We start from the raw sequence: 17,045 nt of genomic DNA on the forward strand, positions 1-17,045 counted from the left end.
GTAATTTTAATTAATCATTTGTAGTACATTTAGAGAAATGGCGAAAATTTACAATTTGAATGAAAATAACCTTTAAAGGAGCTGCTAAGACGGTAACTGGAAGCAAACATATTGTACAACTTTGGGATAACCAAAGAATAATGCTTGATTGCGGTATGTATCAGGGAAGAGGGAAAGAAACTCACGCTCTTAATTCAGAAGCTATTATCGATCCTAATACAATCTCTGCAATTTTATTATCACATGCACACATCGACCACTCAGGTTTAATACCCAAATTCGTTAAAGATGGATTCGAGGGTCCGATATTTTGTACGGAGGCCACTTACGCACTTTGTCAAATAATGCTTAGAGATAGCGCATATATACAAGAAGCAGACGTAAAGTACTCCAATAAAAGAAACAAAAGAGGAGAAAAAGAGGCTTACCTGCCTTTGTATACCCATGATGATGCCATAAAAGCCCTAGAACAGTTTGTGATTGTTAAGGAAAATGAATGGACATCAATAATTGCAGGGATTAGAGCTAAGTTTATCCCAAATGGACATATTTTAGGCAGTGCCGCTATATATTTAGATATTGATGAAATAAGTGAAAAGCATACGCTTTTATATACAGGAGATATCGGTAGATACAATGCTACTTTAATGAAAGATCCTGAACGACCACCGCAAGCAGATTATATAATCTGTGAATCAACTTATGGAGATCGACTTCATGACCACACAATAGATGCTGAACAAGAGTTATTAAATACAGTTTTACACACATTAAAAGACAAAAAAGGAAAACTCATTATACCTGCATTTAGCTTAGGTCGGACGCAAGAGATTGTTTTTGCCTTAAATAAATTAGATGTTCATGGACTACTTCCAGACGTACGGATTTATGTAGATAGTCCATTAGCAATAGATGCGACAGATATTATGAGAAAATATTCAAACTTGTTAAGTCGAGAAGTTAAAAGATTTACCAAAGGTAGTAGAAATGACCCTTTTGGATTTAAAAAACTCTTTTACGTTAAAGAACAGAAATATTCTAAACGAATTAATGACATTAATGAACCATGCATAATTATTTCAGCTTCTGGAATGGCTGATGCTGGTAGGGTTAAACACCATATATTTCACGCTATTGAAAAAGCCAAAAACACCATTTTATTTGTTGGATATGCTGAACCTAATTCTTTGGCTGGAAGATTACAAAATAAAGATGAAAAGGTAACAATATATGGAGAAGAAAAGAATGTTAAGGCAGAAATAAGATATATTAAATCTTTAAGTGCTCATGCCGATTATAAAGAAATGATACGTTATTTATCGAGCAATAATTCAGGGGCAGTAAAACGAATTTTCTTGGTACATGGTGAAGATGAAGTAGCGCAAAATTTTCAACTTCATTTAACAGAAAATGGGTATCATAACGTAATTATTCCCGATAAAAATTGGACATTTACTACATGAAAATTAGAGTTCTATATACAATTTTACTTTGTAGTTTAATAATAGTTAGCTGCAAAAGCGATGTTCAAACAAATGTAAAACAAACGCCAATACCACCTCTTCAAAATCAACTCGTCAATTGGTCTGTAATGAACGATAAGGGATGGAACGACATGAGTTTTCCGATATGGTTTTCTAAATCATTAATCGATTCATTAGGTATTTCTCAAATAGAAATGAAACATATTTCTTTCAACTTTACAGATTCTCTAATGAGTTATACGGATACAGTTCCTCACACATCATTTCAATTTTCTTTTAAAAAAAATGGACAAATTAAAAAACTTGTAATCGCGGAAATGGTTGATGGAATTGAGATAGCAAATTATTTTTTCAGTTATAATAAGGACTTAGATTCCTTGGGTTATTCTGCTCCAGCAATTTCCAGTAATATTAAATACAGAAAAAAAGGTGTTGTTGCTTTATTGAGTACATTTCAAGAGTTAGAACAGTTTCAACGAAAAGTATTTTTAGAAAAAGATTCAAGCCATATTAGTTATATTGATAAAAATAGCAGTGATAATATTCACCATTATTACATAACTGATTCGGATTATTGGAATGTTTCTTTTATAGACAATACGTATGCTCCGGAAGGGAAAAATGTTTTTTACTTTGGAACACCCAAGAAATATACATCAGCATTTACATTGGAGAATCTTGTTGAGAAAACAACGCTTGAAAAACGCTCCTATTATTCAAATGATGTGCTTAAAAAGCAAATTTTTTATGCAGGTCAGTTTATGACGCAAAGGCATTTTCATTATGATACAATAGGGCAATGTGTTTCCTTTTATGATAGTTTAAAGACCAATACTAACGAATTTCTACATTTAGAAAAAGGTAAAATTAGTTACCACAACAACCTACCTAAATATGTGGCGTACTATAATGAAGAAGACACATTAAACACAACACCAATCAAGCAAATAGCGTTTAAGTATACTTATTGGTCCGATTAAATACGGTGAATAATTCCTTCTTCTTCTGGATGTTCTGTCTCTATAAACTCATTTAGTAAAACAGCAACTTCTTGTGCGGTTCTTAGTTCATTATTTTCTTTTAAATCAACAAAATTTTGACGTCCTGAAAAATGCTTTTCTTCACTAGAACGAATATTACTTTGCATTTTTGTATCAACCACTCCAGGAGAAACATTATACACTTTCGTGTTGTGGCCTAACTCTTTTATCTCAGCAGCTAAAGTTTTTGCAAAAAGATCTATCCCTGCTTTTGTAGCGCAATAAGCTCCCCATGAAGGAACAGGACGTTCGCCAGCTCCAGAACTAATATTTATAATCATGTCTACTTGCTCGAACCCAAAAGTTTGTAAAACATAGGTGGATAAAAACTGTGGTGCAACTAAATTAACCATTGCCATATCCGCATAATGCGTAAGCGTAAGTTGATGTGACCGCTTGATATCTCCAATGATTCCAGCGTTATTAATCAAACGTACGGGATAATCTTCTTTTTTTACATGTTGTAGCAATGCAAGATCATGCAATTGTTGCTTATCTGATAAATCACATGCAATATGTTTAAAATTTTCATGCGTAATGGTATTGTTTCTAGAAATACCTATCACCTGCTCTCCTTTGTTTAGATAAAACTTTGCTAATGCGTTACCTATTCCTGATGATGTACCTGTTATTATATAAATCATGATTCGTTTACGTCTATGAAACGCTGGACATGCTTGGCAGTACCAAAAACAACGAGTGTATCACGTGATTCGATAACTGTATCTCCTTTTGGAACTCCAATAACATGTTGTTCAACTTCATATTGACCTCTTTTCTTGATGTCATATTCGCGTCTCATGGTTACTAATGTCAATTGATATTTGTTTCTAAAATCGATATCTTGGATCGTTCGATTTAATGTACCTTTTGGGGGTTTAATTTCGGCTATTTCGTATTCCTCTGATAATTGAAGAAAAGATAATATAGAAGGATTCAATAACTTTTCTCGAATAACAAAAGCGACCTCATCCTCAGGAGTTAAAATTTCTTTTATTCCAATTTTTTCTAAAATCAAACGTTGATCCGCACCATTTGCTCTTGCAATAATTCTTTTCACACCAAGATCAATCAGATGAACAGCTGTTAGCACGGTTGCTTCAAAGTTTTCACCAATGGCAACAACAGCAGCATCCATTTCCTCTAAATTTTGTGAGGTGAGCACTTTAAAATCGGTACTATTTAAAGTAACAGCAAATGCAACGTCATCTTTAATGTTTTCAATTTTCTCTTCGTTATTATCAAAAGCAAAAACCTGCGCACCTTTTTCTGCTAAACGACGCGCAATGTTCGAACCATATTTTCCTACTCCTATTACGGCAAACTTATTAAATCCCATTTTTATTTAATTCATAATCAAGCCATTTATTTTGTTAATGCTTGCATTATATCTTGTTTTAAATCTTCAATATGTTCTACTCCAACACTTAATCGTATTAAAGAATCAGTTATTCCTGCTTTTTCTCTCTCTTCTTTTGGAAGTGCAGCATGTGTCATAGTTGCAGGATGGCAAACTAGTGACTCAACTCCTCCTAGCGACTCAGCTAAAGTAATGACTTTAAAGCTTTCCATTAATTTATGTGCAGCTTGAATCGAGTCTCCTTTTAAAGTAAATGAAAGCATTCCACCAAAACCCTTCATTTGTTTTTTTGCTATTGCATGATTTGGATGATCCTTAAAACCTGGCCAATGTACTTTTTCAATTTGTGGATGATTGCGCAAAAAATAGGCTAATTGCGCTCCGTTTTCACAATGTCTTTCCATACGTAAGTGCAAGGTTTTTAAGCCGCGTAACACCAAAAAAGAATCCATTGGACCTGCAATTGCACCTGTTGTGTTTTGAATATGATAAATTTCTTTGGCAACTTCCTCATTATTAGTCGCAAGAAAACCCATCACAACATCAGAGTGACCTCCTAAATATTTCGTAGCTGAATGCATCACTATATCTGCTCCTAAATCAATAGGTGTTTGCAAATAAGGTGTTGCAAAGGTATTATCGACAGCGAGCAATAAGTTGTTTTTTTGCGTAATTTTGCTAATAGCTGCAAGGTCAACAATATTCATCATCGGATTGGTTGGAGTTTCTACCCAGACAAGCTTTGTTTTCTTGTTAATGGTCTGCTCTAACACTTTGACGTCTTTCATTTTAATAAAATGAAACTTTATACCATATTTTGCAAAGATCGTCGTGAAAATTCGGTAAGAACCTCCGTAGAGATCATCAGTTGTTATCACCTCATCTCCTGGAGATAACAACTTAAGGACGGCATCAATTGCAGCCACTCCACTACCAAAACAAGCACCATATTTCGTGTTTTCAAGTGCTGCAATAGCATTTTCTAGCACATTTCTAGTTGGATTAGAACTACGTGCGTAAGCAAAACCCTTGTGCTCACCTACTTTTTCTTGAGCAAAAGTAGTTGTTTGATATATCGGTGTCATCACTGCTCCTGTTGTTGGATCTGGATTAACTCCTGCGTGAATTGCCTTGGTATCAAATTTATAACTTCTTTCTGCCATCGAAACTAAATCCCGTTTTAATTTAAACAAAGATATAAAAAATAGTACAGCTCTTAGTTTTTTTAATGAGGTTGATTACAATCTTAATTCAAGATAAACATTCCTATTCCAGGGCTTAATTATAAAGAATCTGAAAAAAAGTATAAGTCTATTGAAATCAGACACTCAAATGAAAATTTTAATTAATAACTCTCTAGCAAACACGCTTTTTACAAATTTTAATTCTATTTTTAAGAAATATGAAATGTTATAGATTAACTACAACATGAAAAAATCTATTGAATATACTGATTTTCAAGATAAAGCGAAATTTAAATTTGTTTTTAGAATTACATTAACCTTTACAGTTTTTTCTATTTTACTAACCATTGCATCTTATTTGAATGGTGATGTCTTCTCATATTTTTATGGCATGACCTTTCTATTGATGCTGATAGGAGTAATTACATTGCAAGTTTTCAAAGTATATAAAACAGTTGCTACCCTACTTTTTTCCTTTACTAGTTTGGTTCTTTGTACATCTGTTTTTTATATAGATGATGCCCTTCATATTCAAGAAGCGCTATGGATGGTAGTAATCATACTTTCTGCATTTTTTACACTTGGCAAAGTTTGGGGAGTTATTCTTTTAGTCTTTAATGTATTTATTTACGTGACCTATTATAATTTTCTTTTTAGAGAAACCATGGATGAGCGATTAGATATTTTACCAAACTCACTCTTTCTGATGTCCATTGAGTTTTCAGTTTCCATGTTTTTAATAGGATATGTTATGTTTCAATATAGTTTGGTGAATGAATACGCGTTAAAGAGCACCTCAAAAGCTTATAATGAGCTAAAGAAAGAAAAGCAAACAGTTGAACGTCAGAACAAAGAAAAAACAGTCCTCCTACAAGAAATTCATCATAGGGTAAAAAATAACCTTCAAGTTATTGTAAGTCTGTTAAGAATTCAATCGAAAGATTTGAAATCAGAAGAAGCGAAATCAAGCTTTCAAGACGCTATTTCAAGGGTTTTAACGATGTCTTTAATTCATCAAAAACTATATGAAAAAAAATCTTTAGTCGATGTAAACATAAAAGATTACATTAATTCTTTGATGGATAACTTAATAAAAACAGGGTCGGTAGGTATGCAAATTGAATATTCATTAAATTCCAGTCTTAAAAGCGTAAGTGCCAAAAGCATTGTTCCTCTAGGATTAATTGTAAACGAACTTGTGAGTAACTCAATTAAACATGCTTTTGATAAAAAAGGTCGTATTGAATTGAGTATTTTATCTGATAATGACAGTCAGTTTGAGATGATTTATTTTGATAATGGAAACTGGAAAGAAAATGAAAACGAAACCTTTGGAACACAATTAATTGAAATTTTCACAGAACAGTTAGATGGTACTTTTAGTAGAAAAACTAACGCATCAGGTACGTTCTATCATTTTAATCTTAACCAAGACAAAAAAGAGAATAATTTTAAATAAAATCTGTTTCTTAAAACATTCCAATCTCAATGATTTTTTTCTCAATCATTTTCTGCACGATTTGAACGGTGTTTAACGCTGCTCCTTTTCGTAAATTATCAGCAACAACCCACATGTTTAGCGTTTTTTCCTGACTTTCATCACGACGAAGTCTTCCGATATAAACCGCGTTTTTTCCTTGTACCATTAAAGGCATTGGGTAAATATTTGTGTCTGGATTATCTTGTAAATGAACAGCAGGGTTGTTGTGATATGTTTTACGAATGAAAGGCAAATCAAAATCGTTTTCAAAGCTCACGTTAATAGCTTCCGAATGTCCGCCCTGAACAGGAACACGCACTGCCGTAGCAGTTACAGCAATCGATGGATCCAAAATTTTCTTTGTCTCATTTACCAATTTCATCTCCTCCTTGGTGTAGCCGTTTTCTAAAAAGTCATCGCAATGTGGTAAAACATTTTGATCGATAGCATAAGGATAAACCATTTCTCCTTTAATTCCTTGTCGCTCATTTTCCATTTGTTTAACGGCTTTGGCGCCTGTTCCAGAAATGGATTGATAGGTAGAAACCACCACTCTTTTCACTTTATAAAGATGGTGCAATGGAGCCAACGCAATCAACATTTGAATGGTAGAGCAATTCGGGTTTGCAATAATATAATCGTCTTTGCTTAAGTCGTTTCCGTTAATTTCTGGAATAATGAGTTTCTTGTCTTCATCCATTCGAAAAGCTGAGGAATTGTCTACCACTCTGCAGCCTTTTTCAGCAAATTTTGGTGCCCATTCCAAAGAAATAGAACCACCCGCCGAAAAGAGCGCAACATCAGGTTGCATTTCAAGGGCTTTTTCTAGATCAACCACAGTATGTTCTTGACCACCATATTGAATTTTTGTTCCTGCTGATTTTTTTGAGGCCACAGGAATCAATTCAGTTATTGGCAAACTCATTTCGGCCAATACTTTTAGCATTTCTTGCCCCACCATTCCCGTTACACCGACTATTGCTAGTTTCATGATTTTTTTGTTTTTACAAATGTAATTATATTTTGATTTTTGTAGATATAAGCAGGCTAAATCATAAATCTGCTTTATTCTTATAATAAGACTTTAGCACTTTTTCAAGTAACTCAGTAGCTTCTGTGATTTGTTTACGTCGCTCAGTTAAAAATCTAAGATTTCGTTTTGCATATAAAGCGTTTTCTAGATCCAAATCATTTTCAATTTTACCTTTTTTAGATAAACTTAAAATAGTCATTTGAGTTTTCAATTCTCTAACATCCACAGGCGCTAATTCATGTCCGAACATGCTTAAAACTAAATTCACTTTATCCAAGTTTAAATTGGTTTTACCTTGTTCAATTTTTCGTAAAACCGTTAAAGCTACTCCTGTTTTTTCAGCAAATTCCTCCTGAGTGAGGTTCACCTCTTTTCTTCTCTTTTTTACGAAGCTCGATAAATCTTTCATTATATGTAATTAGATACAAATTTCTATAAAAAAAACTATATCTAAATACATACAATTTTTAAGGTTTTTAATTAATACTAGTTTCTAATTGATTGATCTTTTAAATAACATCTCCCCAATATTTCCACAAATCATTATTATAACTTTTCGGTAAAAATCTTTACTTTTAACACTCACAATAACATCCGAAATAAAGTGTTTTTGATGAATAAAGCAGTTACAATTCTACAATACGCTTATATTTGTAGTACATTTTGTAGCTTATTCTACTGAATTTTAAAATTATGAGACATATCTTTCTGGTTTTCTGTTCGCTTTTTATTTTTAATTCATGGGCGCAAATGAGCGACTCCTTCGATGATGGAGACTTCACCAACAATCCAACTTGGACAGGAGATGTGAGCGATTTCATTGTCAATGCAAATAATGAATTACAGCTCAACGCAGGAGGTGCGGGAGATAGTTATCTTGCTACGCCTCATAACCTAACGCAATTGAATGAAAGAGAATGGAGATTCAAGATAAAATATGATTTCTCTCCTTCTGCAAGTAACAAAGGAGAAACCTATTTAACAGCCGCCAACCCTGATTTATCGACCGCTCCTGATGGAATATTTATGGAAATTGGAGAAAACGGAAGTAACGACCCTATTTACCTGAAAGAAAGAATCGGGGGGACAGAAACAACGATTTTAACGAGTACGCCGGCACTTGTTGCTTCAAGTTTTGAAATTAGCGTAAAAATCATTCTTAATGCAAGTAACGATTGGGAATTATTCGTAGATGATGCAGGTGGAACCGCTTATCAATTGGACGCTACAGCAAACTACTCTCCAAATTTAGTGGGTCAATATTTAGGGGTTAACCTTAGTTATTCTGCTACACGTGCCGATAAGTTCTACTTTGATGATATTTATGCTGGTCCAATTCAAGTGGATAATATTCCACCTAACTTAACAAGCGTTACGGCGATTTCTGTCAATGAAGTTGAAGTATTATTTGATGAAAGTATAGCACAAGCATCGGGTGAAAATATTGCGAATTATGTTGTTGACAATGGAATAGGAAACCCAACTTCTGTCCAGCAAGACGCCTCAAACACAGCGCTTTTCACTTTAACATTTGCAAATAATTTCACAATTGGAAATACTTATATTTTAACCTCAGAAAACGTGGAAGATTTAGCTGGAAACCCCATGTCGGCGCAAAGCGAAACTTTCCAATATGTTGTAGCCCAAACACCGGAATATGGCGACATTCTCATCAATGAGTTTATGGCTGATGAATCTCCTGTGGTAGGTTTGCCTGAAACTGAATTTGTAGAGATTTATAATAAAAGTAATAAGTATTTCAATTTAGAAAACTGGCAATTAAGCGACAACAGTTCATCGGGAACAATTCAAGATGTTTGGTTATTGCCTGGACAATACTTGATTTTAGTACCGAGTAGCGGAGCCACAGCATATCCGCAAGCTACACAAGTAACGAGTTGGGCTGCATTAAACAATAGTGGCGACGACATTGAATTGAAATCCGATAATGGGATTGTTGTAGATAAAATCTCATACACAAGTGACTGGTACAAAGATGAAAATAAAAACAGCGGAGGTTGGACCATTGAACGCATAAACCCTGATTTAGTTTGTTCTTCAGCAGATAACTGGCGTGCAAGTATTGATCCTTCTGGGGGAACACCTGGCACACAAAACAGTGTTTACGATAATTCGCCAGACACTCAAGCGCCAGAACTCATAAAGTTTGAAACCACACTGCCTAACCTTTTAACATTACAGTTTTCGGAAGGAATGGATTCCTTGAGTTTAATGAATGCTATTTTTACTTCTTCACCTGTATTAACAATTGTTTCAAGAACAGTTACAAGTCAATATCCATCTGAAATAATCATCGAATTTGCAGAAGAGCTCGTTGCGGGTCAGCCCTACTCTTTTGAGTTCAATAACTTCTCCGATTGCTCTGGAAATACAAATAGTTACGACGGGTTTTTCGTGTTACCTCAAACCCCAGAGAAAGGAGATTTAATCATTAATGAAATTCTTTTTAATCCCCTTACAGGAGGCTCAGACTTTGTGGAGATTTACAATAATTCCGACAAATACATTGATTTAAAAGATTGGGAATTGGGGAATCATAAAGACGATACAGTTTCGAGTCAAAAACAGATTGAGACGAGTTATGTATTGAATCCGAAAGATTATGTCGTAATAACAAAAGACAGCAGTTTTCAAATCATGAATTATGCTTACGCCATTCCTGGAAAATTCATTCAATTGTCGAGCTTACCCAGTTATAACAATGATTCGTCGACTGTTTATTTGATTTTTAATGATACGATAATGGACAAAGTTTCTTATTCAGAAGATTGGCATTTTTCATTACTAAACGATAAAAAAGGTGTGAGTTTAGAACGTTTTTCAGCGGATGAAGCTTCAAATTCTGCTGCTAATTGGCACAGCGCAAGTGAAACACAAGGCTTTGCGACTCCTGGAAGAGTGAATTCTCAAGAAATGAAACCCAATCAAGAAGGAGGGACTTTAAGTTTATCATCAAAATCATTCTCTCCAGATGGAGATGGATTTGAAGACGTTTTACTCTTAAGCTACAAAACTTCTTCACCAGATCTATTAGGCGATTTAGTAATCTACGACGACAAAGGACGTATGATTAAAAGTCTATTTAAAAACCATTTATTGGGTGCAGAAGGAACAGTAAAGTGGGAAGGAACACGAGAAGACGGAACCAAAGCCTCGATTGGTCCTTACATCATTATATTTGAAGTTTTTGATGTTAATTCAAGCAAGGTGAAGTCAATTAGAAAAGTAGTTACATTAGCAGGAAAACTATAGTAGAGGTAATTTGAAAGTTACCCCTACAATAGTTATCTCAATAATTTAAACCATTATTTTTTTATTGATTTTTCAATTTCACCATCGTTAAAATAGTAGCAAAACCTACTAATGGTTCTTCTGGATCTTCATCTAACATTTCAACCATCCATTTTACAATTCCTCGTTTGATTTTTGTTTTTGGATCGTCTTCTTTTTCAGTTACGTCATTTGGAATTAATTCTTTACACGTAAAACGCACATGCATTTTTGCTCCGGCATAAACTGGTTTTGTAAATCGTAAATTGTCAATTCCATAATTCAACAACACTGGATTCATGTCGTAACTATCAACAAATAATCCTGCAGTTGCACTCATTAAGAAATAACCATGCGCAACTTGTTCGTCGAACATCGTGCCTTCAAAATTAGTATCTCTCTTGTGTGCATAAAAATTGTCGCCAGATAAAGCCGCAAATTGATCAATGTCATCTGCTGTAATTTCGCGGGCTTCTGTAATCAATTGATCGCCGACATTTAACTCTTCAAAATACTTTTTAAACGGATGTTCTTCTAATACATTTCCTTTTGCACCTTGCTGATAAACTTGCGTGATTTCTGTTATCGTCGATGGATGCCCTTGCAATGCCGTTCTTTGTAAATAGTGCATGATACCACGTTTTCCACCCATTTCTTCACCGCCTCCAGCACGACCTGGACCTCCGTGCGTTAATAATGGCAATGGCGAACCGTGTCCTGTACTTTCTTTCGCACATTCTTCGTTCAACACTAAAATTCGTCCATGCATACTTGCTGCACCCACAACATATTCTCTTGCTTCTTTGTCGTCTGGCGTTACAATTGTTGAAACCAAAGAACCTTTCCCCATTTTACACAATTCAATAGCATCATCCATTGTTTTGTAAGGCATAATGGTAGAAACGGGTCCAAATGCTTCAATTGAATGCACATCTGTTTTCTCAAATGGAGCATCATTTCTAAATAAAATTGGCGAGAAGAAAGCACCTTTTTCTTTGTCTGCTCCAGTGACTTCAAAATCGTTCATATCTCCAAAGACAATGTTTTGAGATTCTGCTAAAGCTTCTACTTTTTCACGTACTTCTTTTACTTGATCAATAGACGCCAAAGATCCCATTCTCACGCCTTCTTCAGAAGGATCACCGATGATGGTTTTTGCCAAACGATCAGAGACCGCTGCTTGCACCTCATCAACATATTGTTCTGGTACAAATATTCTACGAATTGCCGTACATTTTTGTCCCGCTTTGGAAGTCATCTCACGTACAATTTCCTTTACGAAAATCTTAAACTCTGGCGTGTCCGGCGTTGCTTTTTGACCTAAAACAATAGCGTTAAGTGAATCTGCTTCTAAGTTAAAAGGCACATTGTTTTGTGTAATTACGGGATTAGATTTCAGTTTTAAACCTGTACTTGCGCTTCCTGTAAATGAAACTACATCTGAAGGCTTAACGTAATTAATCAATTCTCTAGCAGAACCTAAAACCAATTGCAAAGCTCCTTCAGGTAAAATTTTAGAAGCAATAATGTCTTCAACAACAGCTTGTGTTAAATAACTGGTTACACTAGATGGCTTAACCACTGCTGGAACTCCCGCCATTAAGTTAACGGCAATTTTCTCCAACATTCCCCAAACAGGGAAGTTAAAAGCGTTAATGTGTACTGCAACTCCTTCTTTTGGCACCATGATGTGATGCCCGATAAAAGTACCGTTTTTAGATAATGGCGCTGCTTCACCATCTACATAATACGGTAAATTCGGAAATTGTCGTCTCAAAGATGAGTTGGCAAAAAGGTTTCCTATTCCACCTTCAATATCTACCCAAGAATCAGATTTTGTAGCACCTGTCCACGCACTGATTTCGTAATATTTCTTTTTGTTCTTTAAAAGATATAAAGCCAATGCTTTTAACATTCGACCACGTTCGTGGAAAGTCATTTTTCTCAACTTCTTTCCTCCTGTAGTTCGACCGTATTTCAACACCGCATCAAAATCGAATCCTTTACTGGAAACACCTCCAATTTTCTCTCCTGTGATAGCATTAAAAAGCTCGGTTTCTACACCTTCACCGCTTTTCCATTCACCACAGATATAACTTTTAATTTCTTGCATACTTATTTTTCTCTTTTGGGAACTAAATATACATTTCTTTTGGAGAATGGGGAGGAATTGGGCGGAAAATATGTTTGATGTATTTTGTAGGGGCGATTGTAAGGGCGTTTTGCAAAACGCCCTTACAAAAAACAATTCTTTTGGAAAATGGAAAAAAATTGAATTGGAAAATAAGATTTTCCCTATGCGCAATAATTACCGACGTTTTGCAAAACGTCCCTACTAATGCGCATCCAACCAATTCCCGGCAAATTCCATTTCAATATCCAACGGAACAACTAATTCAACAGCGCCTTCCATTTCTTCTTTTACGATTTTTGCAACGGTGTCTTTTTCTGATTTCAATACATCAAAAACCAACTCATCATGCACTTGCAATAACATTCTGGAGGTGAGGTTTTGTTCTCGCATTTTGTTGTAAATGTTGATCATCGCGACTTTGATAATATCGGCAGCACTACCTTGAATAGGTGCGTTAATGGCATTTCTTTCAGCAAATCCTCTTACAATTGCGTTTTTTGAATGAATGTCTGGCAAATAACGGCGACGTTTCATAATGGTTTCAACATATCCGTGTTCTTTGGCGTCTTCTTTCACTTTTTCCATATAAGCTTTTATGGTAGGATATTGCGCAAAATAGCTATCTATGATTGATTTCGCCTCTCGCCTTGGAATTCCTAATGTTTGAGATAATCCAAATGCCGATTGACCGTAAATAATTCCAAAGTTAACTGCCTTAGCATTGCTTCTTTGCTCTCGGGTTACTTTATCGATCTCAACATCAAAAACCTTCGCTGCGGTGGAAGCATGAATATCGTGTCCATTTTGGAAAGCTTCAATCATGTTTTTATCTTCGCTTAACGCAGCTATAATACGCAATTCAATTTGAGAGTAATCGGCGGCCATCAAGTAATAATCGTCATTCTTCGCTACAAAAGCTTTTCTAATTTCTCGGCCTTTTGGCGTTCGAATAGGAATGTTTTGTAAGTTGGGATTTGTAGAGCTCAATCTTCCCGTTGCAGCAACGGTTTGCATGTAATGTGTATGCAACCTTCCATCGTGTTCATCCACCAAAGCTGGCAATGGATCTACGTAAGTGTTTTTCAATTTACGCAAGGAACGATAATCCAAAATCAATGGAATAATTTCGTGGTCGTTGATGTGTTTTTGTAATGTATCTTCCGAAGTAGAATATTGTCCTGACTTCGTTTTCTTTGGTTTTTTGGCAATTTCTAATTTTTCAAATAAAATTTCCCCCAATTGTTTAGGTGAAGCTAAATTGAATTCTTCTCCTGCCAATTCAATTACTTTTTCTTCTATCTCATTTAAAGAAACCGCTAACTCCTCAGAGAAAACTTTCAAACTTTCAATATCCAATTGAATTCCTTCTTGTTCCATTGCTTTTAAAACAGAAGTCAACGGCATTTCCATTTCATAAAACAAATCTTTCAGATGGTCTTTCTGAATTTCTGGTTCAAAAAGCTCTTTGAATTGCCAAGTGATATCGGCATCTTCACAAGCGTAATCAACAATTTCTTTTTGTTCGATATCACGCATTGTTTTTTGGTTCTTGCCTTTTTTTCCAATCAAATTTTCAATTGGCAAAGTGGTATATTTCAAGTAATATTCCGCTAAGTCATCCATGTTATGCTTTCCATCTGGCGACAATAAATAATGCGCGACCATGGTGTCAAAACGCGGACCTCTCAACTTAATTCCATAGCGATTAATAACTTGTTCATCGTATTTGATGTTATGTGCCACCTTTTCTACTTTTTCAGAATTAAAGAAAGGTTCAAAAACTGTCAATAGAGCTTTTGCTTCATCAAAGTTTTCTGGAAAAGGAACGTAATAAGCTTCTTTTGCTTTAAAAGAAAATGCAATTCCTACTAAATCTGCATTTCGTGCTTCTAAACTGTTGGTTTCCGTATCAAAAGCTGCTGATTTTTGCTTAAGTAACTTTTCAATTAATGCTTTTTGGTCTTTTTCGGATTCAACAAAATGATATTTCGTTTCTTCGGTTTCTAAAGATTTCATTTCACTACCCGAAAGCGCTTCTTGTTGAGCCGCAGTTGCAGTAGATCCAAATAGCTCCAATTGACCGTTATCTACTCCAGCGGAATCTGCGGTAATGACCAACTCCTCTCCTAACACTCTTTTTGCCAAACTTCTGAATTCCAATTCTGTAAAAATTTCACGAATTTTATCTTCATCGTGTGGACAAATTTCGAGATCTTCAGGGTCGAATTTTACATCAACATCAGTAATGATTGTTGCTAAGCTCTTAGACATTTTTCCTTGCTCTTGGAAGTTCGTCACGTTTTCTTTTTGTTTTCCTTTTAATTCATCAATATGGTCGAACAATCCTTCCATGGAACCATATTTCTGCACTAATTTCTTAGCTGTTTTTTCTCCAATCCCTGGAATTCCAGGAATATTATCTGAGGCATCTCCCCACATTCCAAGAATATCGATAACTTGTTTGGGGTCTTCAACTCCAAATTTTTCCTGTATTTCTGGAACTCCCCAAATCTCGGCAGGTTTTTTCCCTCTTCCTGGTCGGTACATGAAAGATTTATCGCTTACCAACTGACCAAAATCTTTATCGGGCGTCATCATGTAGGTAATAAAACCTTCTTTTTCTGCCATTCCCGCCAAGGTTCCAATAACATCATCGGCTTCATATCCATCTTTCATCAAAATGGGAATTTTAAAAGCTTCGATAATGCGTTTTATGGGCTCGATCATCTTGCGAATATCCTCAGGCATTTTTTCACGTTGCGCTTTGTATTCGGAATATTCTTCAATTCTATTGGTAGCTCCTCCTGGAGGATCAAAAACCACTGCAATATGTGTGGGTTCCTCTTTTTTTATGACATCCAACAAAGCGTTTGTAAATCCAAAAGCAGCAGAAGTATTTTCTCCTTTAGAGTTCATCCGAGGATTTTTCAAAAAAGCATAATAAGCCCTGTAAATCAATGCGTAGGCATCTAGTAAAAAAAGTTTCTTTTCTGTTTTTGGAGTCAACATAATATGAGGATTTTATTTCGAATCAAATATAAGTAATAATCAATTACGAATGGCTTTAGTCCACAACGAAGTTAATTGCGAAGGAGAGAGTTATCATTTAACGTATCCGTATGATATATTTCTCGTAACAAATCAAAATTGCTGACTTCAATGAAATTAGGACGATAATCCATAGCTTTTTTAAAGTCTTCTTTTGTTCTAATTGTCCAAAAATCTATTTTTAACCCATTAGTTTTTGCGCGATTGAGTTCTGTTTTATTTAAAGTAGTATCAAACATATTTAAAGACAAACCATCTAATGATAATTCTTTTGCATATTTCATCTTTTCTTTCATGTTTTGAAAAATCAAATAATAGCATGCAATGCTTGAGTCTTTTTCTTTTATTTTTGAAAGAACGGTTGAATAATTCGTTTGAACGACAACTTGTTTTTCTACGCTATACTTTTTTATTAAACGATAAAGTTCGTTAGCTAAATCAGTTTGATAATACGTATCTACATTTTTTGTTTGCACACAAGTGGAATCAAAATATCCTTTTATATCCAAGGAAATAAACTTGTTACTGTTTTCAGATTTTGAAATCTCTTTGAACAGTTCAGAAAGTCGGGTAATCTTGTCTTTAGCTCCTTCTCGACAAATATGTAATTGTTCTATTAGACTATCAGGGGTTTGTAGAATACAATTGTATTTATAATTATTCAACATATCTTGAGACGAGTCACATAAATGCGTAAAAACATCATCATGATATAGCCAAAGGGTCTTAGAAAGGCTCATTTGTACATCTACCTCAACACCATCTGCATAACGAAGTCCTTCCCGAATAGCAGAAATTGTATTTTCAATATGCCCTTCATTTTCATGTATTCCAATTCCCCTATGTCCTAAAACAAGTGTTTTTACTGGTAAATCTTTAGTTGTTGGTGTAGAACACGAACTAACGGTGAGCCATGTTCCAAGAAAAAGAATCACTGCAAAGGTGACCTGAAATAATTTAAAAGACATAATTATAGCGTTAATACATTGAT

11 protein-coding genes and 1 pseudogene are annotated in these 17,045 nt (G+C 34.9%); 4 read left to right on the forward strand and 8 right to left on the reverse strand.

Annotated elements, in window-relative coordinates:
- Nucleotides 1-59: 59 nt before the first annotated feature.
- Nucleotides 60-1,463, forward strand: coding sequence for an MBL fold metallo-hydrolase RNA specificity domain-containing protein (locus tag CW751_RS01530; protein WP_101333191.1), 1,404 nt, complete (start codon nt 60-62; stop codon nt 1,461-1,463).
- On the forward strand, nt 1,460-2,464 hold the full coding sequence (locus tag CW751_RS01535; protein ID WP_101333192.1) for a hypothetical protein: 1,005 nt from the start codon (nt 1,460-1,462) through the stop codon (nt 2,462-2,464). The genes CW751_RS01530 and CW751_RS01535 overlap by 4 nt, the downstream gene beginning before the upstream one ends.
- On the opposite strand, the gene CW751_RS01540 is transcribed toward CW751_RS01535, so the two are convergent.
- From CW751_RS01540 to CW751_RS01550, 3 genes are read right to left on the reverse strand one after another with little or no spacing between them, the layout of a single operon-like run.
- Nucleotides 2,461-3,168, reverse strand: coding sequence for an SDR family NAD(P)-dependent oxidoreductase (locus tag CW751_RS01540; RefSeq protein ID WP_101333193.1), 708 nt, complete (start codon nt 3,166-3,168; stop codon nt 2,461-2,463). The two genes, CW751_RS01535 and CW751_RS01540, sit on opposite strands and share 4 nt — an antisense overlap.
- Nucleotides 3,165-3,863, reverse strand: coding sequence for a potassium channel family protein (locus tag CW751_RS01545; RefSeq protein ID WP_101333194.1), 699 nt, complete (start codon nt 3,861-3,863; stop codon nt 3,165-3,167). Before CW751_RS01545 ends, CW751_RS01540 begins: the two co-directional genes overlap by 4 nt.
- A gap of 26 nt (nt 3,864-3,889) precedes the next feature.
- Complete coding sequence (locus CW751_RS01550) at nt 3,890-5,047, reverse strand: cystathionine gamma-synthase (protein WP_101333195.1); 1,158 nt, start codon at nt 5,045-5,047, stop codon at nt 3,890-3,892.
- Between the two features lie 265 nt (nt 5,048-5,312).
- Here CW751_RS01550 and CW751_RS01555 point away from each other — a divergent pair, with 265 nt between their 5' ends.
- The gene (locus CW751_RS01555) at nt 5,313-6,527 is read left to right on the forward strand and encodes a sensor histidine kinase (protein WP_101333196.1); all 1,215 of its coding nucleotides are present in this window, start codon (nt 5,313-5,315) and stop codon (nt 6,525-6,527) included.
- A gap of 10 nt (nt 6,528-6,537) precedes the next feature.
- On the opposite strand, the gene CW751_RS01560 is transcribed toward CW751_RS01555, so the two are convergent.
- Both CW751_RS01560 and CW751_RS01565 read right to left on the reverse strand, forming a co-directional pair.
- Nucleotides 6,538-7,539, reverse strand: a complete 1,002-nt coding sequence (locus CW751_RS01560) for an aspartate-semialdehyde dehydrogenase (RefSeq protein ID WP_101333197.1) — start codon at nt 7,537-7,539, stop codon at nt 6,538-6,540.
- A gap of 250 nt (nt 7,540-7,789) precedes the next feature.
- A pseudogene (locus CW751_RS01565) lies at nt 7,790-7,990 on the reverse strand (helix-turn-helix domain-containing protein); the annotation flags it as partial.
- A 284-nt stretch (nt 7,991-8,274) separates the two neighbouring features.
- Between CW751_RS01565 and CW751_RS01570 the strand changes: the two are divergent.
- Nucleotides 8,275-10,854, forward strand: a complete 2,580-nt coding sequence (locus CW751_RS01570; protein ID WP_101333198.1) for a lamin tail domain-containing protein — start codon at nt 8,275-8,277, stop codon at nt 10,852-10,854.
- Nucleotides 10,855-10,915: 61 nt separating this feature from the next.
- Here CW751_RS01570 and paaZ read toward each other — a convergent pair whose 3' ends face one another.
- The 3 genes from paaZ to CW751_RS01590 form a co-directional block, all read right to left on the reverse strand.
- A complete protein-coding gene (gene paaZ, locus CW751_RS01575) occupies nt 10,916-12,985 on the reverse strand; it encodes a phenylacetic acid degradation bifunctional protein PaaZ (RefSeq protein WP_101333199.1) in 2,070 nt (689 codons plus the stop codon).
- Nucleotides 12,986-13,207: 222 nt separating this feature from the next.
- Nucleotides 13,208-16,015 carry a DNA polymerase I gene (gene polA, locus CW751_RS01585; RefSeq protein WP_101333201.1) on the reverse strand — a complete coding sequence of 936 codons (2,808 nt, stop codon included), beginning with the start codon at nt 16,013-16,015 and terminating at the stop codon, nt 13,208-13,210.
- 71 nt (nt 16,016-16,086) lie between these two features.
- A complete protein-coding gene (locus tag CW751_RS01590) occupies nt 16,087-17,022 on the reverse strand; it encodes a glycerophosphodiester phosphodiesterase (RefSeq protein WP_101333202.1) in 936 nt (311 codons plus the stop codon).
- Nucleotides 17,023-17,045: the final 23 nt, after the last annotated feature.

The sequence above is a fragment of the Brumimicrobium salinarum genome, assembly GCF_002844555.1.
Lineage (GTDB): Bacteria > Bacteroidota > Bacteroidia > Flavobacteriales_D > Crocinitomicaceae > Brumimicrobium > Brumimicrobium salinarum.